The 24,411-nt window shown below is 74.3% G+C and carries 19 protein-coding genes; 5 read left to right on the forward strand and 14 right to left on the reverse strand.

The features are described 5' to 3' along the window. Positions 1–54: 54 nt before the first annotated feature. From OG946_RS35460 to OG946_RS35505, 10 genes are all read right to left on the reverse strand, one after another. A complete protein-coding gene (locus OG946_RS35460; protein ID WP_326800031.1) occupies positions 55–936 on the reverse strand; it encodes a maleylpyruvate isomerase family mycothiol-dependent enzyme in 882 nt (293 codons plus the stop codon). Positions 937–1,026: 90 nt separating this feature from the next. After that, positions 1,027–2,052 carry a hydroxyacid dehydrogenase gene (locus OG946_RS35465; protein ID WP_326800032.1) on the reverse strand — a complete coding sequence of 342 codons (1,026 nt, stop codon included), beginning with the start codon at positions 2,050–2,052 and terminating at the stop codon, positions 1,027–1,029. Next, positions 2,036–3,088, reverse strand: coding sequence for a dihydrodipicolinate synthase family protein (locus OG946_RS35470; protein WP_326800033.1), 1,053 nt, complete (start codon positions 3,086–3,088; stop codon positions 2,036–2,038). Before OG946_RS35470 ends, OG946_RS35465 begins: the two co-directional genes overlap by 17 nt. Positions 3,089–3,096: 8 nt before the next feature. Beyond that, on the reverse strand, positions 3,097–4,125 hold the full coding sequence (locus tag OG946_RS35475; protein WP_326800034.1) for an NAD-dependent epimerase/dehydratase family protein: 1,029 nt from the start codon (positions 4,123–4,125) through the stop codon (positions 3,097–3,099). A 9-nt stretch (positions 4,126–4,134) separates the two neighbouring features. Next, the gene (locus OG946_RS35480) at positions 4,135–5,109 is read right to left on the reverse strand and encodes a carbohydrate ABC transporter permease (protein ID WP_326800035.1); all 975 of its coding nucleotides are present in this window, start codon (positions 5,107–5,109) and stop codon (positions 4,135–4,137) included. A 2-nt stretch (positions 5,110–5,111) separates the two neighbouring features. Further along, on the reverse strand, positions 5,112–6,023 hold the full coding sequence (locus OG946_RS35485) for a carbohydrate ABC transporter permease (protein WP_326800036.1): 912 nt from the start codon (positions 6,021–6,023) through the stop codon (positions 5,112–5,114). A gap of 175 nt (positions 6,024–6,198) precedes the next feature. Next, positions 6,199–7,464 carry an extracellular solute-binding protein gene (locus tag OG946_RS35490; protein ID WP_326800037.1) on the reverse strand — a complete coding sequence of 422 codons (1,266 nt, stop codon included), beginning with the start codon at positions 7,462–7,464 and terminating at the stop codon, positions 6,199–6,201. A gap of 56 nt (positions 7,465–7,520) precedes the next feature. Then, positions 7,521–8,780, reverse strand: coding sequence for a Gfo/Idh/MocA family protein (locus OG946_RS35495; RefSeq protein WP_326800038.1), 1,260 nt, complete (start codon positions 8,778–8,780; stop codon positions 7,521–7,523). Between the two features lie 70 nt (positions 8,781–8,850). Next, positions 8,851–10,773 (reverse strand): peptidase C14, encoded by a 1,923-nt coding sequence (locus OG946_RS35500; protein WP_326800468.1) that lies wholly within the window; start codon positions 10,771–10,773, stop codon positions 8,851–8,853. Positions 10,774–11,082: 309 nt separating this feature from the next. After that, entirely contained in the window at positions 11,083–11,940 is an 858-nt protein-coding gene (locus OG946_RS35505; protein WP_326800039.1) for an IclR family transcriptional regulator, read from the reverse strand. 246 nt (positions 11,941–12,186) lie between these two features. On the opposite strand from OG946_RS35505, the gene OG946_RS35510 reads away from it, so the two are divergent. From OG946_RS35510 to OG946_RS35525, 4 genes are read left to right on the forward strand one after another with little or no spacing between them, the layout of a single operon-like run. Beyond that, on the forward strand, positions 12,187–13,626 hold the full coding sequence (locus OG946_RS35510) for an aspartate aminotransferase family protein (protein ID WP_326800040.1): 1,440 nt from the start codon (positions 12,187–12,189) through the stop codon (positions 13,624–13,626). Further along, a complete protein-coding gene (locus OG946_RS35515; protein ID WP_326800041.1) occupies positions 13,626–14,822 on the forward strand; it encodes a mandelate racemase/muconate lactonizing enzyme family protein in 1,197 nt (398 codons plus the stop codon). The genes OG946_RS35510 and OG946_RS35515 overlap by 1 nt, the downstream gene beginning before the upstream one ends. Further along, positions 14,819–15,661, forward strand: coding sequence for an amidohydrolase family protein (locus tag OG946_RS35520; RefSeq protein WP_326800042.1), 843 nt, complete (start codon positions 14,819–14,821; stop codon positions 15,659–15,661). The genes OG946_RS35515 and OG946_RS35520 overlap by 4 nt, the downstream gene beginning before the upstream one ends. Then, on the forward strand, positions 15,658–16,554 hold the full coding sequence (locus OG946_RS35525) for an SDR family NAD(P)-dependent oxidoreductase (protein WP_326800043.1): 897 nt from the start codon (positions 15,658–15,660) through the stop codon (positions 16,552–16,554). Before OG946_RS35520 ends, OG946_RS35525 begins: the two co-directional genes overlap by 4 nt. Before the next feature lie 9 nt (positions 16,555–16,563). On the opposite strand, the gene OG946_RS35530 is transcribed toward OG946_RS35525, so the two are convergent. The 4 genes from OG946_RS35530 to OG946_RS35545 form a co-directional block, all read right to left on the reverse strand. Next, positions 16,564–17,166 carry a GNAT family N-acetyltransferase gene (locus OG946_RS35530; RefSeq protein ID WP_326800044.1) on the reverse strand — a complete coding sequence of 201 codons (603 nt, stop codon included), beginning with the start codon at positions 17,164–17,166 and terminating at the stop codon, positions 16,564–16,566. After that, a complete protein-coding gene (locus OG946_RS35535) occupies positions 17,153–19,258 on the reverse strand; it encodes a penicillin acylase family protein (protein ID WP_326800469.1) in 2,106 nt (701 codons plus the stop codon). The genes OG946_RS35530 and OG946_RS35535 overlap by 14 nt, the downstream gene beginning before the upstream one ends. A gap of 138 nt (positions 19,259–19,396) precedes the next feature. After that, on the reverse strand, positions 19,397–21,130 hold the full coding sequence (gene qcrB, locus OG946_RS35540) for a cytochrome bc1 complex cytochrome b subunit (RefSeq protein WP_442814578.1): 1,734 nt from the start codon (positions 21,128–21,130) through the stop codon (positions 19,397–19,399). Positions 21,131–21,232: 102 nt separating this feature from the next. Continuing rightward, positions 21,233–23,395 (reverse strand): SpoIIE family protein phosphatase, encoded by a 2,163-nt coding sequence (locus OG946_RS35545; protein WP_326800045.1) that lies wholly within the window; start codon positions 23,393–23,395, stop codon positions 21,233–21,235. A 171-nt stretch (positions 23,396–23,566) separates the two neighbouring features. Between OG946_RS35545 and OG946_RS35550 the strand changes: the two genes are divergently transcribed. Then, complete coding sequence (locus OG946_RS35550; protein ID WP_326800046.1) at positions 23,567–24,283, forward strand: hypothetical protein; 717 nt, start codon at positions 23,567–23,569, stop codon at positions 24,281–24,283. Positions 24,284–24,411: the final 128 nt, after the last annotated feature.

A 24,411-nucleotide genomic window follows, 5' to 3' on the forward strand; every position in this document is an offset into this window, starting at 1 on the left:
ATGGGCGCCGGTGGCATTTGTCCGGACCTGGCGTGATGTCCCGTGCGCCGTCGGTCAGCGGATGATCGACACGATGCGGCAGGCGGCCTCCGCGAGGGCCCGGTCACCGGCGACCTCGGCGCGGGCGAGGGCCGCCGTCGGCTCCACGCCCCGTACGCACAGCCGCCAGGCGGTCTCCGCGTCCAGCCGTACCAGCGCGTCCGGCTCGCCGTCCCCGGGCGGGGCGGCCAGCGACCAGCGGGTGCCGCCGGCCGGAGCGGGCCGAGTGGCCGTCGCCGTCCAGGCGCCGCCGGCCGGTCCCGGCACGGACATCACAACCCGGGTCCCGGGCGGCGCGGCGGTGTCGCGCAGGGTGTGCGGCAGGGCCCGCATGAAGGTGTCGAGCACCGCGGCCAGCGGGCCGGCCTCCGGGTCGGTGGGCAGTCCCGCGGCGTGCCGGATCTGCTGCCGGTGGGTCCAGAACTCGGTGAAGTCCCGCGCCACGTCCAGCCAGCGCGGCGCCGGCTCGGCGCCCGCCCACGACACGCCCAGCGACGGGCCGCGCAGCGCGTCGCCCGCGAAGTGGGCGGCGATGCCGGCGCCGGCCGCGTCGAGCGCGGCGGTCAGCGACGCGGGGCTGACCCGGGCGTGGGCGTCGACCCACTCCTGGTTGATGCGGTGGATGAACGCCGCCAGCGGCTCGCCGGGCGCGGGCACCGGGCCGCCCGTGTGCCCGTCGCGCTCGCGGGCGAGGCGGCCGTAGAAGTCACCGAGCAGGTGCGCGGCCACGTCGTGCACCGTCCAGCCGGGCACCGCCGCGCGCCGCCAGTCGTCCGGCCGCAGTGCGCGCAGCGTCGACATGAGCGCGCGCTGCTCGGGGGCGAACAGCGGCCGGGCGTCGATGGGCGGGCCGAGCCAGGGGAGGTCCGGCTCCGCGGGTGTCACCTGCGGTTCCATGGCCGGATCCTGCCACCGGCGGGCGGAGCGCGGCCAACCGATTACGGCGCCGCAGCGGCCGGTCAGAAGGGGCCGGTCAGAAGAGACGGGTCAGAAGAGACGGGTCAGCGCCGTGGCGTCCACCGGGTGCAGCGGCTCCTCGCCCGCCAGCAGCCGCAGCACCTCGGTGACCGCGGACTCGCCCAGCCGCTCCCGGCACTCCGCCGTGCCCGCCGCCTGGTGCGGGGTCAGCAGCACGTTCGGCAACTGCCGGAACGGGTGCCCGGCGGGCAGCGGCTCGGTGTCGAAGACGTCGAGGGCCGCGTCGATACGGCCGCCGCGCACCTCCGCGAGCAGCGCGTCCTCGTCCACGAGCCACGAGCGCGCGGTGTTCACCAGACCTGCACCGTCCGGCAGCAGCGCCAACTGCGGCGCGCCCAGCAGCCGCCGGGTGGCCTCGGTGGCCGGGGCGTGCACCGCCACGACGCGGCTGGTGCGCAGCAGCTCGTCCAGCGGCAGGATGCGTACGCCCAGCTCCGCCGCGTCCGCCTCGGACAGGAACGGGTCGGTCACCGACACCCGCGCGCCGAAGGCGCGGACCAGCTCGATGTACGCGCGGCCGGTGCGGGAGGCGCCGATGACGCCCACCCCGCTCGCGCCCAGCTCGTGCCGCGGCGGCGCCTGCGCGGCGCTCTCCCAGTCCGCGCCGCGGCGCATGGCGTGGTCGAAGCGGTGGATCCGGTGCAGCAGCGCGAGGGTGAACGCGAGCGCGACCTCGGCGACCGGCCGCGCCATCGCGTCGCCGGCCTGCGTGACCCGTACGCCGCGGACGAAGGCGTCCTCCGTGACGTACGGGGCGACGGCGGAGCCGGTGTGCGCGAGGAGTTCGAGGCGGTCGGCCACCGCGAGCAGCTCCGCGTCCAACCGCGGCGCGCCCCACGCGGTGACCAGCGCCCGGGCCCCGGGCAGGGCGGCGGCCAGCGCCGCCCGGTCGCGGTGCTCGTCGAGCACCGTCAGCTCCGCGGCGTCCGCGAGCCGCCGCCACACCGCGCCGGTGAAGAACTGCGCGCGCAGCTCCGGGGGTACGCACACCACCACCCGGTCCCGGGCGGCGCCGCGGTCAGCGGAGCCAGGCATCCAGGTGCTCCTTCACGAAGTCGTCGTCGGTCAGCCACGGGTATGCGGCCGCCACCCGGGTCAGCTCGTCGGCCTGCCCCGGCGAAAGCACCTCGCCGGGGTCGAGGCACCAGGTGCCCGCGAGCAGCCCCTGCCGCCGCAGCACCTCGTGCACCCCGGCGATGCAGCCGCGGAACCCGCCCCGTACGTCGAAGACCGCGCTGTTGGCGTCGGTGAGCTGCGGCCGGCGCGCCAGGCAGCGCAGCAGCGCCCCGTGGTCGCCCGCGCGGGCCCGGCGCACGTCGGCCAGCAGCCCGGCCGCCGGCCGGGTCCACACCGCCCACTGCCCGAGGAGCCCGCCGGCGAACCAGCACTGGCCCCCGGCCGTGTCGTACGGGGTGAGGAGGTCGCCGACGATGTCGTCGTCGTTGCCGGTGTAGAGGGCGACCTCCGGACCGCGGTCGGCGCCGGCGACCGCGCGCACCACGTCCGCCGTGCGGTAGCGGTCGAACGGCGCGATCTTGATGGCCGCCGTCGAGGGCTGGTCGGCGAGCGCCGCCCAGAACGCCGGGGACAAGTACCGCCCGCCGACCGCCTCCTGCAGATAGAAGCCGATGACCGGCAGCACCTCGCCCACGGCGCGGGCCCGTTCCAGCAGCCCGTCCTCGTTGGCGCCCGGTACGGCAGGGCTGAGCAGCACGGCGTCGTAGCCGAGGGAGGCGGCCAGCTCCGCCTCGGCGACGGCCTGCGCGGTGTAGCCGCAGGCACCGGCGATCTTCACCGCCGGCCGGCCCGAGGCGGCGGCGCTCTCCGCCGCGGTCTCCGCGGCGAGTTCGAGCACCGGTCGCAGCAGGCCGACCTGCGGCTCGCGGATCGCGAACTGGGTGGTGTGCACGGCGACGGCGATGCCGCCGGCGCCGGCGTCGAGGTAGTAGCGGGTCAGGGCGCGCTGGCGGCGCTCGTCCAGGCGCCGGTCCTCGGTCAGGGCGAGCGGGTGGGCGGGGATGACGGCGCCGTCGGCGAGGACGTCCAGCGGGGTGGGGCGGTCGGTGGGCATGGGGCGGCTCAGAACCTTCCGTCGCGTACCTGGAACTTGGTGGGCTTGCCGGACAGCGGGAGCCCGCGGCGCAGCCAGTCGGCCTGCCAGCCGACGAGGGTGCCGAGCGGCACGTCCGGGTAGCCGAAGAGAGCGTGGCAGGCCGCGGCGTCGGAGAGGAGGGCCGTGGGGGCCTCGGTTCCCTCGAAGACCGGCTCGGTGCCGAACTCGTCGCCGAACCGGTGCGCCAGCCGGCGCACGGCGGCGGTCTCGGGCCCGGTGACGTTGAGGGTGAACGGCTCCCCGTCGCGGGCGTGCAGCAGTGCGCGCAGGGCGACTTCGTTGGCGTACCCCTGCCAGACGACGTTGACGTGCCCGGTGGTGACGTCCACGGGCGCGCCGGCGTGCACCCGCTGGGCGACGTCGGCGAGGACGCCGTAGCGCAGGTCCACCGCGTAGTTGAGGCGCAGCAGCGCGACCTTCGTGCCGCGGGTGAGCGCCGCGTGCGCGAAGAGCCGTTCGCGGCCCAGGCACGACATGGCGTACTCGCCCACAGGACCCACCGGGTCCGACTCGGCCGAGCCGCCGGTGCCCACGGACACCAGCGGATAGACGTTGCCCGTGGAGAACGCCGCGACCCGGGCGTCCGCCCAGCGGCGGGCGATCCGCTCCGGCAGCCCCGCGTTCACCGCCCAGGCGTGCGAAGGCGCCCCGGCGGAGCCGAACTTGGCACCGACCATGAACACGACGTTCCCCGCGTCCGGCAGCGCGGCCAGATCGGCGTCCGGGTCCATCAGGTCCGCGGCCACGGTGCATACGCCCGCGGCCTGGAGCCGCTCGGCCGCGGCCGGGTCCGACCAGCGGGACACCGCGTGCACCGCCACGTCCGTACGTCCCGCGGCATCCAGCGCCCGCCGCGCCAGCCGGCACAGGCTCGGGCCCATCTTGCCGCCGGCGCCGAGCACCAGCAGGTCGCCCTCCAGCCGGGCCATGTCCTCGGTCAGCCCCGGCGAGGGGGTGGCCAGGCGCTCCACGAGCGCCTTCTCGTCAGCGAACACGATCGGTTCTCACCCCTTGATCCCGGACGCCGTGACGCCCTCGGTGAAGTAGCGCTGGCCCACCAGATACGCGGCGAAGATGGGCACGAACGCGATGACGGAGCCGGACAGCACGACGTTCAGCGGCACGTTCTGCTGCTGCAGGGACGCGATGCCGACGGTGAGCGTGCGCATGTCCGTGGACTGCCCGATGACCAGCGGCCACAGGAAGTCGTTCCAGTGCCACAGGAAGACGAAGACGCCGAGCGTGGCCAGGATGGGCTTGAGCAGCGGCAGCACGATGCGGCCGAAGATCTGCAGCTCGCTGCAGCCGTCCAGGCGCGCCGCCTCGAACAGCTCGTCCGGCAGCCCCTGGATGAACTGCCGCATGAGGAAGACCGCCTGGGCGTTGGCGAGCGTCGGCACGATCAGGCCCCAGTAGGTGTCCACGCCGCCGAGCTTCGCGATCATCGCGAACGTCGGGATCATCGTGACGTGGTACGGGACCATCACCATCGACAGGAACGACCAGAACATCGCCTCGCGGCCGGGGAAGCGCTTCTTGGCGAAGGCGTAGCCCGCCAGCGACGACAGCAGCAGCACGCCCGCCACCGACACCAGCGAGTACAGCAGCGTGTTGAAGAGCCAGCGCGGCACGTCCTGGGAGTTCATGACGCTCTCGTACGCCTCGCCGCCCAGCGGCCACGGCACCAGGCTGCCGGGGAACTCCACCGCCGCGGCGGGCTTCAGCGACAGCACCACCATGGCGTAGAAGGGGAAGACGGTGACGACGGCGGCCAGGGCCAGCAGCAGGCCGCGGGCGATCCGGCCGCCGGTGCTGCCGCGCATCGCGTGCGGTACGGAGTCGCGGTTCGCGGCGCGGCGCAGCCGGCGCTCGGCGCGCCGGGCGGCGCGTCCCGGCGCGCGGCCCTTGCCGGGCCCGGGCGCCGAGGGCGGTCCTGCCGGTATCTCTCGGTGCGGGGTCTTCGCGGGGGCCGAGGTCATGGTCAGTCGTCCTTCCCGATCGTCAGCCGCTGGATCAGCGCGACCACCAGCGTCAGCGCGAAGAGCGCCACGCCGATCGCCGCCGCGTAGCCCAGGTCGAAGTACTTGAAGCCGGCGTCGTAGAGCTGGAAGACCAGCGTGTAGCTGGAGTTGGCGGGGCCGCCGCCGGTCATCGTGTAGACCGCGTCGAAGACCTGGAACGAGGCCGTCGTCTCGATCACCGCGAGGAAGAACAGCGCCGGCCGCAACTGCGGCAGCACGATGTGCCGGAACCGCTGCCAGGGGCCGGCCCCGTCGGTGAGCGCGGCCTCCTCCAGCTCGCGCGGGATGTCCTGCATCCGGGCCAGCAGGATGAGCATCCCGTAGCCGAACCGCGACCAGACGCCCACCAGCGCCAGCGCGGGCACCACCAGCGTGTCGTGGGAGAGCCACGACTCCTCCGGCAGCCCGATCCAGCCCATCGCCGTCGACCAGGGGCCGCCGGTGGAGAAGATCCACACGAACACGGTGGCCGCCAGCACCAGCGAGGTGACGACCGGCAGGAAGAACACCGAGCGGAAGACCTTCGAGCCGCGGAACGCCCGCCGGGTCAGCAGCGCGAGCCCCACCGAGACCGCGATGGTGCCGGGCACGGCAAGCACCGTGTAGAGCACCGTGACCTTCAGCGCGTCCCAGAACAGCGGGTCGTCCTTCAGCCGGGTGAAGTTGTCGGCGCCGATGAAGCTGCCGCCCCCGGTGAGGGTGTAGTCGGTGAAGCTCATCAGCACCCCGGCGACCGCGGGGCCGAACCGGAAGGCGAGGAAGAGCAGGAAGCAGGGCAGGACGAACAGCAGGCCGATCCGGGCCTCCCGGCGCGCGTGCGGCCCGCTGCGGCGCCTTCGCCTGTTCCGGGTGGGTTCCGCGACGACTGCCACGGTGGGTCTCCTTGCGGTACGGGGGTGGTGCGGGTGGATGCGCGGCCCGGCCGGCGGCAGGGGTTCGGCGCCGCCGGCCGGGCGCGCGGTCCGTGGGGCCCGCGGCCGGCCCGGAGCAGTCGGTGGTCCGGGCCGCGCGGGCTACGGGAGGGGAGGGGGCCGCGGCCCCGCGGGGTCAGCGGGCGATCTGGGCGTCGGCCGCCTCGGCCGCCGTCTTCAGCGCGTCCTCGGGGCTCTTCTTGCCCAGCAGCGCGGCCTGCAGCTCGGGCGCGAGCACGCCCATCACCTCGCGCGCCTTCTCCTCCAACGGACCCGCGTTCATCGCGGGCAGCGTGTCGGCGACGGCCTGCTGCAGCTCGTCGTCCGGGTAGAGGTCGTCGGCCGAGGTACGGGCCGGGAAGTAGCCGGCGCCCTTCTCCAGGTCCGCGGCGTTCTCCGGCCGGGCGACGAAGTTGATCCACTTGCCGGCGGCCTCGGTGTCGGCGCCCTTCAGCATCGACAGCGCGCCGACCGTGCCGTAGCCCACCGACTCCTCGCCGGTCAGCGGCGGCTGGACGACGATGTTCTCGCGGCCCCAGAACGGCTCGACGTCGGCCGTGACGTTGGTCCACGTACAGGCGACCTTGCCCTTGGCGACCGGGGTCTGCTCCAGGTTCGGCGTGGTGGTGATGAGGTCCTTGGGCGTCCAGCCCTCCTCGACGAACTCCGTCAGGTACGTCAGCGCCTCGACGCCCGCCGCGTCGTCGAACGCCACGGACTCGCCGTCCTCGGCGAACACCTCGCCGCCGGCCTGCCAGAGCAGCGGGTAGAATGTCATGTTCAGCGTCTGCGCGGTGTCACCGGTGTAGCTGAGGGCGTAGTAGCCCTCGTCCTTCATCTTCGGCCCGAGCGCCTTCAGGTCCTCCCAGGTCTCCGGGTAGGAGTCCTCGCCGACCGCATCGAAGACGCGCTTGTCGCATATCAGCGGGTTGGCGCTGGTGAGGACCGGGGTGCCGAGCACGTCCTCGCCCACGGTCACGGACTTCCGCGCGAAGTCGGTGTAGTCGGACTGGGCGTCGGCCGGCATGTAGTCGGCGGCCGGCACGATGTTCGGCGCGTACTTCGGCAACTGGTCCGGCACCAGGTAGACCACGTCCGGCCCCTTGCCGGAGGCGATGGCGGTGCCGAGCGCGGTGTCGCGGTCGGCCCACGGGTAGGTCTCCACCTTGACCGAGATGTCCTTGTTCTCCTTCTCGAACTTCTCGACCATGCCGTCCCAGTACGCCTTGTTCTCCGCCTCGTCGAAGATCACGGGGTACGTCCACATGGTGACGGAGCCCTTCCCGCCGCCCGCGCCGTCGCTGCCGCCGCAGCCGGCGAGCGCGACGCCGGCCAGCGCGGTGGCGAGCAGCGGTACGGCGACGGCTCTGGTCCGTGAACGCCGGTAGTGGATCAGGGTCATGGCACTTCCTTAAGGGGATGGGGCGGGATAAAAGGGTCGTGGGGGCGGTGCGGATGTCAGCGGGCCGGCACCGCCTGGACGGTGCCGGTGTGCCGGGCGCGCTCCGCGGCGAACGCGGCGAGGTGGCTGCCGAGCGACGCGGCGGGGCCGGAGCGCAGCACGCCGGAATCGCCGGTGGCGACGGCCCGTACGAAGGCGTCCATCAGCCCGGCGTCGCCGCCGCCGTGGCCCTCGGCCGCGTTGGAGCCGGCGGCGCCGACGGTGCGCACGGTGGTCTCGCCGGTGCGGAAGTCCTGCACGGTGACGCTCTCGCCGTCGCCGCGCAGCCAGCCGTGGGAGCCGAAGACGCGGGTCTGGCGGTGCGTCTGCTCGGTGAAGGCGACCATCTGGAAGGTGGCGGCGACCCCGCCGGACAGCAGCATCGCGAGGACCTGGTGGTCGACGACGTCGTTGTCCGCGCGGTAGGCGCACACCCCGTACGGGCCGGTGCGCAGCGCCTCGATCAGCCCGGCTTCGTCGGTCGCGCCGGTGACGTGGGTGACCGGCCAGACCGCGCCCTTCTCGCGCAGCACCGGCAGGTAGAGCTTCGGCGCGCTGTACGGGCAGTCCGCCTCGACGGCGCAGTCCGTGCAGCGCTCCCCGGCACCGGCCGGGGCGTTCTCGGGGCGGAAGTGCTTGAGCCCGCCGAAGCCGGTGACCTGCTCGATGCGGGCGCCGGTGACGTACGCGATCCAGTCCAGGTCGTGGCAGGACTTGGCAAGCAGCATCGGCGAGGACAGCTCCTCCTTGCGCCACGGGCCGCGCACGTAGCTGTGCGCGTAGTGCCACCAGCCGACCGGCTCCAGATGGTCCAGCGAGACCAGCTCGCCGAGCACGCCGGAGTCGACGACCTCCTTTACCAGGTCGGTGTACGGCATGTAGCGCATGACGTGGCAGACCGCGAAGAGCACGCCCGTCCGCTCGACGCCCTCGACGATGCGCCGGGTCTCCTCCTCGGTGGGTGCGAGCGGCTTCTCGGCCAGGACCGCGTAGCCGGCCTCGGCGAACGCGAGTACCGGGTCGACGTGGTCGCGGTCCTGGGTGGCGACGACGACTGCGTCGGCCTCCACCCCGGCCGCGGCGAGCGCGCGCCAGTCGTCGAACTCGCGCGGCGCGCCCACCGCCGCCCGGGCGGCCGGGCTCGGGTCGGCGACCGCGACCAGCTCGGCCCGCTCCGGGTGCGCCCGCACCCAGTCGGCGTACGTGCGCCCGCGGTTCCCGGCGCCGGCGACGGCGACGCGGACGGGCCTGGCGGTGATCGGGGGATGCGTGGACACGGCGACTCCTGTGCTGGGTACGGGCGGTCGGGGGTGCGGGGTGCGGGGGTGCGGGGGTGCGGGGGAGAGGTCAGAGCCGCAGGTTGCCCGCGGTGTGGACGACGCGGTCGCCCTCGTCCGGCAGCGCCGTCCGCGTCACGCCGTCCTCGACGCAGCCGGCGTGCAGCAGGTGCGAGCCGGCGTCCGCGAAGGCGGCGGGCGCCAGCTCCAGCCGGCCGCCGGTGAAGGTGCAGCCCTGCGCCCGGTAGCGGTTGACGCCGCCGTCGAGCGCGAGGTGCGCGGTGCCGTCTTCCGCGGTGGCGTCGACGCCGGTCAACTGCCAGGTGACGGTGCGGTCCCCGCCGCCGCGGGAGAGCAGCGCGCCCGCCTTGTTGGTGCCCGAGAGCCGCGCGCCGTCCAGGCGCAGCCGCTGCCCGCCCGCGCCGGTCAGCCTGATCCCGGTGTCCGTGAACGCCCCGCCCTCGACGGCGATGTCGGCGTGCGCGTACGAGACGGGCTCCGCGCCCGGGGCGCCGGTGACCCGGCAGTGGTCGAGGACCAGCGGCCCGGTGCCGCGGAACGCCGCGCCTTCGGCGCCGCCGAGCACGACGCGCTCCAGCGTCAGCGCGGCCTTCACCCCGGGGGCGGTGATCTCGGCGCCGGGCGCGAAGGAGAACGCGGAGTCGGCGATGACGTTCGGCCGGGCGGAACGGTCGGACGCCTGGGAGACGATCAGCGGGCCGCTGGCCGTACAGCCGCGCATCTGTACGCCGTCGGCGTTCACCCACAGCATCCCCGAGCCGTCCAGTGACTCCTTGCCGATGACGGTGACGTCCTCCAGCGTCAGGTCGGTGACCTTGACGCGGGCGACGAACCAGGAGCACACGTGCCGGCGGACGGTGATCCGCTTGGCCGCGCCGCCCCAGGCGGCACCGGAGTTGGCGAACGTCATCAGGCCCGAGTTGCCGGTGTAGACGAGGTCGTGCTCGAACTGGCCGTGGGTGACGAACGGGCCCTGGTCGTCGCCGTCGCCGTGGCAGTTGGTGACGTAGCAGTAGGCGGAGGCGGTGAAGTCGTTGAGGTGGCGGGCGTTGGAGGTGCGGCAGTCCGTGACGTGCCCGTAGAGGCAGTAGATCTGCTGGGTGAGGTAGCCCGCGCCGCCGTAGGTGACCGATCTGGGGTTGGCCAGGCTGCAGTTCTCGGTACGGAACCGGGTGCACCAGCGGCGCATGATCACGGGCCAGAAGGTGCCGGTCGCCTCGATGCCGGAGACGTCGCAGCCGACGGCGTACTCGTACGCCACCGGGTGCGAGCCGGTGTACTGGTCGTCGCCGGCGCCCTCGAAGACGAGGTTGCGCACGTGCGCCCGCTCGACGGGCTCGACCCGGGTCCAGGTCAGCGTGCGCCCGGCGGCCAGCGGCCAGCCGGTCTGGTAGCCGACCCGGATGTGCGTACCGTCGACGATCCCGGTGACCTGGACCAGCCGCTGGATCTCCTTCTCGTACTTCCCGGCCCCGGCGGCGTCCGACTCGACCGCCCACCACTGGCCGACGCCGAACGCGCCGGAGTCGCCGACCTCGTACACGTCGGACAGCTCGGGCAGTTCGGCGCCGAGCCTGTGTTCGTGGACGGTGTCCGTGACCTTGCCGCGGAAGAACAGCACCGCGCCGAAGGGGTTGTCGTGGCCGTTCTCCTCGATACCCTCGGTGAGCATCCGGTTGCCGCCGAAGTCCAGCTCGACGTCCGAGCGGTCCGTGGTGTGGCGGCGGGTGAAGAGCAGGTCGGTGTGGGCCTCGATGCGGTGGATGCTCTTGTCGGCGAGCATCTTGTCCAGCGCGTCGTCGGCCGGACGCCCGGGGCCGGAGTGGCCGTAGTCGCGGAAGTCCGCGACACCGCCCCGGCGGCGGCCGTTGGTGCCGCTGGTGCCGCGCGCGGGGGCGGCCTGGGCGGTGCCGGCGGTGGCCGCGGCGGCACCGGCGGCGGCCAGGCCGGCCAGACCGGTGACGCGCAGCATGCTGCGGCGGGCGGTGCTCGGGTGCTGCGGAACGCTCATGGCGGACTTCGCCTTCCGAGAAGGTCCGGATCGTGAGAGGCGTTCCTGCGGTGACTGCCGTGACGGCGGATGGCCTTGCGGACCGCGGGCCGCCGGCGGGGGGCCGGTGGCCGGTCCCGGGCGTGAAGGGCAGGCGCCGGGGACGGGTCCAGTTCATGTCGCGCCGGTGACCATGAGGCTGCGGCGGTTGGCTGGAAAGGTACGGCTGCCCCCGCCGATCGGTCAAGGGCCGATTTTCGCGGGCCGGCCGCCGGGTGGCCCGCGGGTGCGCTAGCGGACGGCGGGCCGGGGCGCCGCGCCGTCCGGTGCGCCGGACGCGTCCGCGCCCTCGCCCGGCCAGCCCAGCTCGCGGCTGATCCGGTGGGCCGCGTCCCGCACCTCGCCGCCCAACTCCTGGTAGCGCCAGGCCGGGAGGCCGAGCTTGAGGCCGGTGATGCTGACCGCCCCGGCGCAGGCGCCGCGGTCGTCCCGTACCGGCGCGCCGATGCAGATGATGCCCTCGGCGTCCTCCTCGTCGTCCAGCGCGTAGCCGACGCGGGCGATGTCGCGCAGATGGGCCAGGAACGTGTCCGGGTCGGTGATCGTCCTGCCGGTGCGCCGCGGCAGGCCGTGCCGCTCGATCACGGCCGCCGCCTCCGCCTCGGGCATCGCCGACAGCAGGGCCTTGCCGAGTCCCGTGCAGTGGGGGAGTTCGCGCTCGCCCATGCGCAGGTCGAGCCGGACGCGGTGGTCGACCTCGACCTGGTCCACGACGACGGCGAGGCCGCCCTCGGGCACGGCCACGCGGGAGGCCATGCCGGTACGGGTGCTGAGGTCGCGCAGCACCGGGTAGGCCAGCCGGCGCAGCGAGACCTGGGACCTGGCGCGGTCGCCGAGCCGGGCCAGGCCCATGCCGAGCCGGTAGCGCCGGCTCATGCCCTCGCCGTCGTCCGAGACCAGGCCGAAGGCGCGCAGCGTCTGCAGGGTGCCGAACGCGGTGCTCTTCGAGACGCCGCACCGCTGGGCGATCTCCGTGACGCTCAGCCCGTCGCCGGGCGGCGGGCTCGCCAGGGCCTCCAGGATCTCGGCCGCCCGCCCCACGCTCTTGACCCAGTACTTCGGCTGGTCGGCATCCGCTCTGTTCGTCATGACCGAACAGCTTAGGGGGTGAGGCCGGGGTTACGTCGAATCCAAGGGGTTGACCGGCGCATTTTTCGGCCGTAGAGTCTGGCTCTGTTCGGTAAGGCAGAACGGTGTTCTGAAAAACTCAACCCACCGTTCACGACTCACCGTTCGTACGACCTTCCTGCGACGACTGCCGGGCGGATGGCGCCAGGGTTCACGGGCCGGGCAGGGCCCGTGGAACCGAGACACTCGACGCAAGGAGCACGCACCATGAGCCCAGGCCCGGACGTCACCACCGCCGGAGCCGGAGCAGCCCTCGCCGAGCGCGCCCAGCGGGTCGTGCCCGGCGGGGTGAACAGCGGCCAGCGCAGCATCCCGGGCCTGCCCGGACTCGTCGTCGCCGGCACCGGCGGCGCCCGCTTCCGCACCGCGGACGGGGCCGAGTTCACCGACTACCACGCGGCCTTCGGCCCGCCGCTGCTCGGCCACAACGACCCCGACGTGGCCCGCGCCGCCGCCGAGGCCGGCGCCGCGCTCGGCCACATGGGCGTCGGGGTCACCGAGGGCGAGATCGAACTCGCCGAGGAGCTGTGCGCGCTGGTGCCCTCGCTGGAGAAGGTGCTGCTCACCAGCACGGGCAGCGAGGCGACGTTCCACGCGCTGCGCGTCGCCAGGGCCGCCACCGGACGCCGGCTGGTGGTCAAGTTCCAGGGCTGCTACCACGGCTGGCACGACTCGGTCAGCCTCAACGTGATCTCCGCGCCCGACCGCGTCGGCGGCCACGACCCGATCTCGGCCGGCATCCTGCCCGAGGTCCTCGACGCCACCCTGGTGCTGCCGTTCAACGACAGCGCCGCCGTGCGCCGCTGCTTCGCCGAGCACGGCGACGACATCGCCGCCGTCATCGTCGAGCCCGTACCGCACAACGTCGGCGCGCTCCTGCCGCACCAGGAGTTCCTGACCACGCTGCGCGAGGAGACCGCCAGGGCCGGCAGCGTGCTCGTCTTCGACGAGGTCATCACCGGTGTCCGCCACGGCCTCGGCGGCTGGCAGCAGATCTCCGGCGTCACCCCCGACCTCACCACCCTCGGCAAGGCCATCGCCAACGGCGCCCCCGCCGGCGCCATCGGCGGCCGGGCCGACCTCATGGAGCTGTTCTCCACCCGCCCCGGCGCCCCCGCGTTCTTCGCCGGCACGTACAACGGGCACCCCTCCGTCGTCGCCGCCGCGCTCGCCACGCTGCGCAAGCTGCGCGAGGAGCCGGTCCACGACCACGTCTTCCGGCTGGGCGAGCGGGTACGCACCGGGCTGCGCACCGTCTACGCGCGCCTCGGCGTGCCCGTCGCCGTCACCGGCTACGGCTCCGTCTTCGTCACGTACTTCATGCCGGGCTACGACGGCGGTGCCGCCGGCGCCGAGGGCCCCACCCCGCGGACGTACGCCGATCTGCTCGCCAACGACGCGGCCCTCTTCGTCGGCTACCGCCGCAGGCTGCTGGAGCACGGGATCTTCGAGCTGCCGCTGAACCTCAAGCGCAGCCACCTCTCCTACGCCCACGCCGACGCCGACGTCGACCGGCTGCTGGAGGCCACCGAGGCCGCCGTCGCCGCCGCGCTCGCCGACGGCGGCGCCCGCGACCTGGAGCATGCCTCCACCATGGGCGGCGCCGCCCCGGCCGCCGCCGGGCGGCCGGAAGAGGCGGGCCGCTGATGCTCACCGTCGACACCACCCGCCCCACCGGACCCGCCGGCCGGATCAGCCGCGTCGAGACCCTGATGCTCGGCACCGCCTGGCGTGACTTCGGTTACGTCCGCGTGCACACCGACGAGGGCCTGTCCGGCGTCGGCGAGATCACCCACCCGTACCGCGGCCGCGAGGTCTGCGCGCTCGCCGAGGCGATGTCCCGCCGGCACCTGCTGGGCGCCGACCCCTTCGACGTCGAGGAGATCTGGCTGCGGCTGCACCAGGGCGACTTCCTGCGCGGCGGCGACGTCGGCGGCATCGTCCTGTCCGGCCTCGACCAGGCGCTCTACGACCTCATGGGCAAGGCCCTCGGCGTGCCCGCCTACCGCCTCACCGGCGGTGCCTGCCGCGACAGCGTCCCCGTCTACGCCAACGGCTGGTACGACGGCGAGCGCGACCCCGAGGTGTTCGCCGCCAAGGCCCGCGCGACCGTCGCCAAGGGCTACGGTGCGCTGAAGTTCGACCCCTTCGGCTCCGGGCTGCACGAGCTGAGCCCCGCCGAACTGCGCCGCTCCGTCGGCCTCGTCGCCGCCGTCCGGGAGGCGATCGGACCGGACGTCGAGCTGTTCGTCGAGGGCCACGCCCGCTTCGCCATGCCCACCGCGGTGCGGCTGCTGCACGAGCTGGAGCCGTACGGCATCGGCTGGCTGGAGGAGCCGCTGCCCTGGACGCACATCGAGCGCTACGCCGAGCTGCGGCAGCGGGCGTCGTTCCCCATCGCCGGCGGCGAGCACTTCCACGACCGCTACGAGTACAAGCAGCTCTTCGCCACCCACGCCGTCGACATCGTGCAGCCCGACCTGTCCATGGCCGGCGGCCTCACCGAAGTGCGCAAGATCGCGGCCATCGCCGACGCGCACGGCATGCTCGTCGCCCCGCACAACTCCAACTCACCGCTGTGCACCACCGTCTCCGTACACGCGGCACTCGGCATCCCCAACCTCAAGGTGCTGGAGACCTTCGACGGCCTGCTGGAGCCCTACGTCTTCGAGGCCCTGCGCGGCACGCTGCCCATCGCCGACGGCCGTATCGGCCTGCCCACGGCACCCGGCCTCGGCGTCGAGCTGGCCGACGAGGTCTTCGCCGAGCACCCGCCCACCCACCGCTTCTGGAACATGTTCGAGGACGGCTGGGAGAAGCGGGACAGGAGCGCACCGGCGTGATCACCGACGTCCACTCCCATCTCTTCCGGCCCGGCGCGGACTTCGACGACGCGTTCCGCACCGAGGCCGCCCGCGCCCACGCGGGCGAGGTGGACCTCACGGTGCGCTGGGAGGAGTACGCGGCCGCCGCCCCCGGTGACACCCGCACCATCGTCGTCGGGGGCAAGGCCCGGCGCAGCGGGCTGTGGGTCGACGACGCCGCGGTGGCCGCGTACACCGCGGCGCACCCCGACCGGCTCGTCGGCTACCTCTCCCTCGACCCCACCCAGCCCGGCTGGCGGGAAGAACTGCGCCACGGCCACCAGGAGCTGGGGCTGCGCGGCATCAAACTGATGCCGATGTACGCGGGCTTCGACCCCGCCGCCGAGGAGTACGACGACCTCTTCGGCTACGCGGAACGCCACGGCCTGCCGCTGCTGGTGCACACCGGCACGACGTTCGTCTCGGCCGCCCCGCTGGAGTACGCGATGCCCCGGCACCTCGACGCCGTCGCCATCCGCCACCCCGGGCTGCGCATGGTCCTCGCCCACCTCGGCCATCCCTTCGAGGGCGAGTGCCTTGCCGTCATCCGCAAGCACCCGCACGTCTACGCCGACGTCAGCGCCCTGCACTACCGGCCGTTCCAGCTCTGGCACAGCCTGCGCCTCGCGCAGGACTACGGCGTCTGGCACAAGCTGCTCTTCGGCAGCGACTACCCCTTCACCACGGTCGACGCCTCGGTCGCCGGGCTGCGCGAGATCGCCCGGATCCCGGGGATCCCCGGGCTGCCGCCGCTGGACCGGGACGAGGTGGAGAAGCTGATCCACCGCCCGGCCCTCGACCTGCTGGGGCTGACGTGACCGGGGCGGGGGAGCGGCTGCCCGGCGCGGGGGACCGGGTCGCCGGCCGGTTCGACCTCACCGGGCGCACCGCCATCGTCACCGGCGCCGCCCGCGGCCTCGGCCGGGCCTTCGCCACCGGGCTCGCCGAGGCGGGCGCCGACCTCGTGCTCGTCGACCTGCCGGACGCCCCCGGGCTGGCGGAGACGGCCGCGGCGGTACGGGCCCACGGCCGGCGGGTGCGGACGTACGGGCAGGACCTGGCGCGCACCGGCGAGCTGGCCGGGCTCGCCGACCGGATCCGCGCGGCGGCCGGGCCGGTGCACATCCTGGTCAACAACGCCGGCACCGCGGCCCTGGAGCGCTTCAACGAGATCACCCCGGAGAGCTGGTCGCACGTCATGAAGGTGAACGCCGACGCGGTGTTCTTCCTCTCCCAGCGGCTCGCCGAGCACATGGCCGCCGACCGGGTGCCGGGCCGGATCGTCACCGTCACCTCGAAGAACGCGCTCGTCGCCGAGGCGGGGCTGGCCCACTACAACGCCGCCAAGGCCGCCGCCCAACTGCTCACCGAGACGCTGGCGGTGGAGCTGGCGCCGCACGGCATCACCGCCAACACGCTGGCGCCCGGCATGGTCGACACGCCCATCGACGGCGAGTTCCCGCTGGAGCGCGCGGGGTTCGAGGCCGCGTACCGCGAGCGGATCCCGCTCGGCCGCTACGCCCGGCCCGAGGAGTGCGTCGGCGCGCTGCTGCTGCTCGCCTCGGACGCCGGGGCGTACATCACCGGCGCGAGGATCGTCGTGGACGGCGGCGTGCTCGCCGACCAGATGCCGCGGATGCGCTTCATGCCCCCGTACCGCAGCAGCCTGCCGCCCGACGACGGCGCCGGGGCCGGTGCCCGGGTCGGGTGACCGGAGAAGTCAGCCCCCGGCCAGCGGGCGGAACGCCAGCCGGGCGCGCTTCGGCGGCAAGTGCACCTCCGGCAGGTCCACTTCGGGCAGCGTGACCTCCGGTCCCAGCGCGAAGCCCTCGCGGCGCAGCCGGTCGATCGCGGGCCCGTTGCCCGCGTCCGGCTCGGCCACCAGCCGCCGCGCGCCCGCCGCCGCGGCGAAGCCGGTGATCACCCGCATCAGCGCGGCCGTGAAACCGGGCTCCGCCGCGCCGTCCGCGGGGCCGACCAGCAGGTGGAGGCCGAGGTCGCCGGGCTCGGCGGGGTAGCACTCCGAGACCCGGTCGGCGGCCGGTTCGTACGTCTGCACCAGCGCGACCGGCGCGCCGTCACGCAGCAGCAGGTGGGCGTGGTGGGTGGGGAGGGTGTCCATGTGCGCGTAGACGTCGCGGACCTGGGCGCGGGACAGCCCGGCCATGCCCCAGAAGCGGGCGCGCTCCGCGGTGACCCAGCCGTGCAGCAGGGCCGCGTCCGCGTCCGGGACGACCGGCACGACGCGCACCGTGCCGAAGCCGCCCGCCTGCTGCTCGTGGCGCGGCGTCCGGTCGCGGGGTGCGGGGTCAGCGGTCGCCATGGGACTCCTTGAGGGCCTGCCAGTCGGTGAGTACGGGGATCAGCTCGCCGCGCCGCCAGGGCGCGAGCTGGTCGCGGTGGTGCGGGGCGCCGGGGACGCCGCAGGCGCCGAACGGCACCACCCAGCGGCTCTCCTCGCGGCGCGCGACGTCCCAGACGTAGCGGGCGGCAGGGCCGCGGGCGCACAGGTCGGTGACGCCGGGGACGGCGGCGGTGGCCAGCACGCAGTCGTGGTCGCCGGCCAGCCCGGGCCACGGCTCGCCGGAGCCGCCCGTGCCGCCGGGCAGCGCCTGCCAGGGCGCCAGCCGGTGCGCCTCGCCCCAGGTCGCGGGGGCGCCCGGCGCCACTGCGGCGAGCTGCGCGGCGGTCGCCTCGGCGGCGGCCCGCACCAGCGCGGGCCGGTCGATCTCCGGTAGCCGGTCGGTGGTGAGCAGGGTGCCCAGGGCGTACCCGATCCGGGTGTGCAGGTCCAGCCAGGGCTGCAGCAGCGCGGGGTACGGGGGCGGGTCGGCCAGCGGCACCAGCGCGGGGTGCGCGGCCAGGGCGCGGACGACGGCGGAGCGCAGCCGCGCGTACGCCAGCGCGTCGGTGCTGTCCGCCCCCATCCGCAGATCCCAGCGCAGCAGCCGGTCGCGCAACTCCGCGGCGGCGGGGCCGAGTCCGTCGAGCCCGGCGAGCAGTTCAAGCAGCGGCCGGGCCGCGGCGTTGAGGGTGTCGGTGTGGACGGCGGCCATGTCCCCGGCGCGCCAGGACGCGCCGCCGGCGAGCAGCTCGCGGATGCGCTCCGCGCGGTACGGCGGGGCGAACTCGGCGCCGAACGGGGCGGCCGGGCCACGCTCGTTGGCCATCACGGCGATCCCGCCGGCCACCGGCACCGACGGCATCGGCCCGTGCCGCCCGCGCCACGCGTACGCCGCCTCCCACGCCGGTACGGCGCCGCGCAGGTTGGCCTCGTCGCGTACCGGCACCGTTCCGGCGACCCGGTGCAGCAGCCCGCCCGCGGTGTCGGCGGCCAGCACCACGTTGACCGGCTCGACCCAGCGGTCCAGCGCCGCGTCCACGTCGGCGACGCCGCGGGCCCTGAGCAGCGCGGGCAGCGCCGGGAAGCCCAGCTCCCCGTACACCCGCGGCGGATACCGCAGGCTCAGCGCCTCCCACTCGCCGTCCGCCGCGCTCCCCGGCACCTCGGCGATCACCGGCCCGCGGCCGGTCTCGACCACCTCGATGCCGCTGGACTCCGCGCCCGCGACCTCGACGGTCTCGGTGTGCGCCGCGGCCGGCTGCCAGCCGTCCGGGCCCAGCGCCTCGATACGGCCCGCGCGGCGGCGCAGCCGCTCGCGGTAGAGGTCCTGGTAGTCGGCCATCGCGTTGGTGATGGCCCAGGCGACGCCGCCGGTGTGGCCGAAGTGCGGCAGCCCGGGGACGCCGGGGACGGCGAAGCCGACGACGTCGTACTCCGGGCAGGCCAGATGGAGCTGCTGGTAGACCCCGGGGTTCTCGATGAACCGGTGCGGGTCCCCGGCGATCAGCGCGCCGCCGTCCGCGGTGCGCTCCCCGGACACCAGCCAGCCGTTGCTGCCCGCGGTGCCGGGGCCGTCGGTGGCGAACAGCTCCACCGCCCCGGCGCCCAGGTACCCGGCGACCATCCGGCGCCACAGCTTGGCGGGGAAGCCGGCGAAGAGGATGTGGGTGGACAGCCACACGGCCAGCGGCGTCCACGGCGACCAGCGGCCGGGCGCGAGCCCCGTGGCCGCGAACTCCGGGGCCCGCGCGGCGCCTTCGGCGAGCCCGGCGTTGACCCCGTCGACGTACGACGACACCCAGCCGGCGGTCTCGCGGTCCTCCTCGGCCAGGCGGCGGAAGCAGCGGCGCGCGGTGTCGTCCAGCCGGACCCGGCGGGCGAAGACGTCCCAGTCGCGGGCCGCCTCGCCCAGGAACGCCGCGGAGGTGCCGGCGGCGCGGTGGCGTTCGACCTCCAGTTGCCAGCCGCGGTCGAAGGCGGCGTTGTGCCCCTGGGCGTAGGCGAGTTCGCGATGGTCGGCGGCGCGGATGTGGGGGATGCCCCAGGAGTCGCGGTACACCTCGATGCCCAACGCCGTCGCCACCCCTCGCTCGAAGAAACTTAGGGTAGCCTAACCAAAAAAGTCGGGTGGGGCGCGGTCGGGGGTCCGCGCCCCACCCGGTCGGGGGCCTGCCTCAGTGCCGGATGAGGGCCGTCGGGGGGCCGTACCTCATCCGGACGAGGGGCCGCCCGGGCTCTCGTCCGCGGATTCGAGCTCGCGTGACCCGCTGCCTGCCGGCAGCTCCGCGTGCTCGTGGTCGTGTGCGACCGCGCGGTATTCCTCGATGGTCGGCTTCGGGATGCGCGTGTGGGGGCCGAACATGGCGTGCGCCAGCTTGGCGCGTACCCGGTTGGTGATGCCGGCCGGAGGCCGGCGGACGCCGTTGGCGTCGGTCTCCGGGCCGAGTTCGTACGGCTGCGGCTGCTCGTGCGAGGTGAGCTTGTGCAGCTCGGCCTGCGACAGCGGCTCGTGCACCTCGATGTACTCGCCGTGCGGCAGCCGCTTGATCATGCCGGTCTCGCGGCCGTGCAGCACCTTGTCGCGGTCGCGCCGCTGCAGCGCCAGGCAGATGCGCTTGGTGAGGATGAAGGTGAGCACGGGCACCACGAACACCATGATCCGCAGGGCCCAGGTGACGTTGTTGACCGAGACGTGGAAGTGCGTGGCGAAGATGTCGTTGCCGCCGCCGATGAGGAACAGGGCGTACAGCGACAGCCAGGAGGTGCCGAGCGCCGTCCGCACGGGCACGTTGCGCGGCCGCTGCAGCAGGTGGTGCTCCCGCTTGTCTCCCGTGACCCACGCCTCGATGAACGGGTACGCGCCGATGACGACCAGCATGAGCGGGAAGAGGGCGATGGGGATGAACACCCCGAGCGAGAGTGTGTGGCCCCAGGCGTTGATCTCCCAGCCGGGCATGATGCGCACCATGCCTTCGGCGAAGCCCAGGTACCAGTCCGGTTGGGCGCCCGTCGACACTTGGTCCGGCCGGTAGGGTCCCACGTTCCAGATCGGGTTGATCGACGCCACGGCCGCGATGATCGTGACGAGGCCGAAGACCAGGAAGAAGAACCCGCCCGCCTTGGCCACGTACACCGGCATGAACGGCGCGCCGACGACGTTCTTCTCGGTCTTGCCGGCACCGCCCCACTGGGTGTGCTTGTGGTAGAAGACCAGGATCAGGTGCGCCACCAGCAGGGCGAGCATCAGCCCTGGCAGCACCAGGATATGGAGTGCGTAGAAGCGCGGGATGATGTCGTGGCCTGGGAACTCGCCGCCGAACAGGAAGAACGAGAGGTACGTTCCGATCACCGGCGTGGAGATCGTCGCACCCTCCACGAACCGCAGGCCCGTACCGGAGAGCAGGTCGTCGGGGAGCGAGTACCCGAGCAGGCCCTCGAAGAGGCCGATGAACAGCATCGTCCAGCCGAACACCCAGTTGATCTCACGCGGCTTGCGGAACGAGCCGGTGAAGAAGTGCCGCATCATGTGGACGAGCATGCCGACGACGAAGATGAGCGCGGCCCAGTGGTGTATCTGACGCACCAGCAGACCGCCGCGCACGTCGAACGAGATGTCCAGCGTGGAGGCGTACGCCTCGGACATCCGCACGCCGTTCAGGGGAGCGTACGAGCCGTCGTACACGACCTCGGTCATCGAGGGGTTGAAGAACAGCGTCAGGTAGACGCCCGTCAGCAGGATGACGATGAAGCTGTAGAGGCAGATCTCACCAAGGAGGAACGACCAGTGGTCAGGGAAGACCTTTCTCGCGTACTTACGCCCGGCGCCATGTATCCCGAGCCGGCCATCGGCCCAGTCCGCGAGGCGCTCGCCGGACTTCGCCCGGGTGGGCGGACGGGTGCCCATCGCGCCCTGCGATGAGTCTTCCGTCTGGGTTACGGACATGCGGTTGCTCCTGCCTCCCTGGTGCACTCCCACCTAAAGGACAGGAACAGGCGGCCGAATGTGACGTGAAACGAGAAGGTGTGAGCCACATCACAGCAGGGCTCAACTACCCGGGATCTCCTGCTCAGTCCAGACGACTTTGCCCCGGGGCGAGTACCGCACACCCCAGCGGTCCGCCAGCTGGGCGACGAGGAACAGCCCGCGCCCGCCCTCGTCGTTGCTCGTCGCGTGCCGCAGATGCGGCGAGACGTGGCTGGTGTCGGAGACCTCGCAGGTCAGCACCGACTGCAGGATGAGCTTGAGCCCGATGGGGCCGGGCGCGTGCCGGACCGCGTTGGCGAGGAGTTCGCTGACGATGAGTTCGGTGGGCAGGGTCAGCTCCCGCAGCCCCCAGTCCGTGAGCCGCCGGCGCACCAGGTCGCGGGCATCGGAGAGGGCGGAGTGGTCCACCGGCAGCCGGACGGAGACCACGCGGTCCGGCGGCAGCGCCCGGAGCCGGGCCGCCAGCAGCACCGCGTCGTCACTCGGCCGGGCGGGCAGCAGATCGCGTACGGCCGCGTCGCACAGGTCCTGCACCGGGCGCCCCGGGCGGGCGAGCGTACGGCGCAGCCGGGCCAGCGCCTCCTCGTGCCGCTCGGGCAGCAGGCCGTTGGTGTAGAGCGCGAGCAGACTGCCCTCGGGCAGTTCGAGTTCCGCGCAGCCGAACGTGCCGGAGCCGCCGCCCAGCGCCGGGCCGGTCGCCGCCTCGACGACCTCGCTGCTGCCGTCCGGCCGCACGACGACCGGCGGCGGATGCCCGGCGAGCGCCAGGGTCACCCGCATGGCGATGGGGTCGTGGACGGCGTAGACGCAGGTCGCCGCGGGCGTCGGCCGGTTGCGCTGCGGGTCGGCGAACGGGTCGGGCGGCTCCTGCATCAGCCGGGACACCAGCGCGTCCAGATGGGTCAGCAGCTCGTCCGGCGGCAGGTCGAGGCCCGCCATGGTGTCGATCGCCGAGCGCAGCCGGCCCATGGTCGCCGCGGCGTGCAGCCCGGTGCCGATGACGTCGCCCACCACCAGCGCCACGCGGGCGCCGGAGAGCCCGATGACGTCGAACCAGTCGCCGCCCGCGCCGCCGGTGCCGGGGAAGGTGCCCGGCACGTACGCCAGGCCCGCCTCGATCGCGCTGTTCTCCGGCAGGTGCGCGGGCAGCAGACTGCGCTGGAGGGCGGAGGCGGTGGTGTGGGTGCGGGTCTGGCGGCGGGCGTTGTCGACGCTCACCGCCGCCAGTTCGGCGACCTCGGTGGCCAGCCGCAGGTCGGCGTCGTCGAAGGGCGTGGGGCGCTCGGAGCGGTAGAGGGTGACCAGGCCGAGGAGTGCGCCGCGCGCGGTCAGCGGCACGAGGATGAGCGAGTGCGCGTCGTCCGCGGCGTCGGGCAGGGTCACGGGCGTGCCCTGCACGCCCGGGGGTCCGCTCGCGGGATCGGGCTCCGGTACGGAGTGCCGCCGGTCCCCGTCGCCGCCGACCGCGGGCCCGGGGTGCGCGGGGTGCTGGATGAGCCGCGGCCGCAAATCCGTCAGCGCGCTGGACTGCGGGGAGGCGTACGGGTAGCGCACCTGCGCGCCGACGCCGTCCTCCTCCCGGTACGCCGACGGCGCCACCGCCGCCCGCCGCAGCGCCAGTACCTCCACGCCCTGCGCGGGCGCCGACTGCTCGCCCCGCCACACCGAGTCGGCGATGTCGACCATCACCGCGTCCGCCAGCGCGGGCACGACGACCGCGGCCAGCTCCTGCGCCACCCGGCCGACGTCGAGCAGCGCGCCGATGCGCGCCTCCGCGGCGTACAGCAGCTCCAGCCGGGACCGGGCCCGGCGCCGCTCGGTGATGTCGCGGACGTGGGCGAGCGCGGCCACAGGGGCGCCGTCGCCGTCCCCCATCGGGAAGGCGGAGACCGACAGCACCCGGTCGCCGTCGCCGGCCATCCGCACACCGCGTACCGGGTCGCCGGACGCGAGCACATGCCGGAGCAGTTGCTGCAGTTCGGCGCCGTCGGCGACCGCCCCCACGTCCCGCGCGGCCGGAGCGCTTCGCTCCGTACGCTCCCCGTTCTCCTCCGCCGGCTCCTCAGGCACCCCCGGCAGCAGGCGCGCGGAGGCGTTGGCGCGCAGCAGCCGCAGCTCGGAGTCGAAGACCAGCAGCGCGGAGCGTGCCCGGTCGAAGAGGACGCCGAGCAGCAGCGCGTCGAGCTGCGCGTCGCGGGGCGCGCTCGGTTGGGCACCGGCCATGCCTCCAATCTCGCCTCCGCACGGGGATCGCGCATCCGCACACCCCTGCGGGCACCGCGCGCAGCGGCTCCGGGCTCACCCGTTCGGGTGCCGGTCGCCCTGCCCGTCCGGCCGGCTGCGCTCCTGTTCGCCCTCCTCGCCCTCGCTGCCGGTGGGCGCCGGGGTGGGCGAGTGGGAGGGGAGGAGGACTGCGAGCCCGACGGGGTGGCGCTCGGCGCCGACACCGTCGCCCGCGAGGAGGCGGTCGACGACGGGCTGCCGGGCGCCGTGGAGCTGCCGCTGGGGCTGGGCCCCGGGGTCGCCGGGTCCGCCGTCGGAGCGGGCGGCGGGGCCGTGGAGGGCCGGGAGCGCTGCGCGCGGTCCGGCGCGTCGGCCCGCGCGGCCGGCGGGCTCGTCGCCGGCGGGGTGCCGGGGGCGTCGGGGGTGCCGGCGGAGTGCGTCGGCAGCGGGCCGAACGGGGCGTCGGGGCGCTCGTCGGCGCGGTCGGCGTCGGGCCTGCCGTCACCGCCGAGCACGTTCGCCGCGACCAGCCCGCCGGAGATCGCCGCCACCCCGGCCGCCGCGAGGGCCGCGAGCCGGGCGCGGGGCGGGCGCCGGCGCCGCCCCCGGCCGTGCCGGGCACGGCCGGGGGCGACGGGGTGCTCCAGCGTGTCGTCGTCCGGCGGCACCTGCGCGTACGGGGCGGTGTCCGGGTACGCCGCGCGCCCCTCGGCGAACAGCTCCAGATCCCGCGGATCCGGCCCCGGCACCGCGGGGCCCGGCTCCTGGAGCGGGACGGGCCCGCCGCCCACCGGGGCGTCCGGGGCCGGGCCGGCGGCGGCGCACCAGGACGCGCCGCCCGCGTCGTGCCACCTGCCGCAGGCCGGACAGTCCATCATGGCCACCTGACCTCGCCGTCCTTCCGTGGCGTGGAGGGGTCTGCCGACAACTCCTCAGTCTGCCAGCGGGCAACTGCGGCTGTAGCGTACTGAATCGGCATATATGAGTGCCGCCTGAGACTCGTCTCACACGGCGCC

The organism is Streptomyces sp. NBC_01808 (genome assembly GCF_035917395.1).
In the GTDB taxonomy this organism is placed as follows: Bacteria; Actinomycetota; Actinomycetes; order Streptomycetales; family Streptomycetaceae; genus Streptomyces.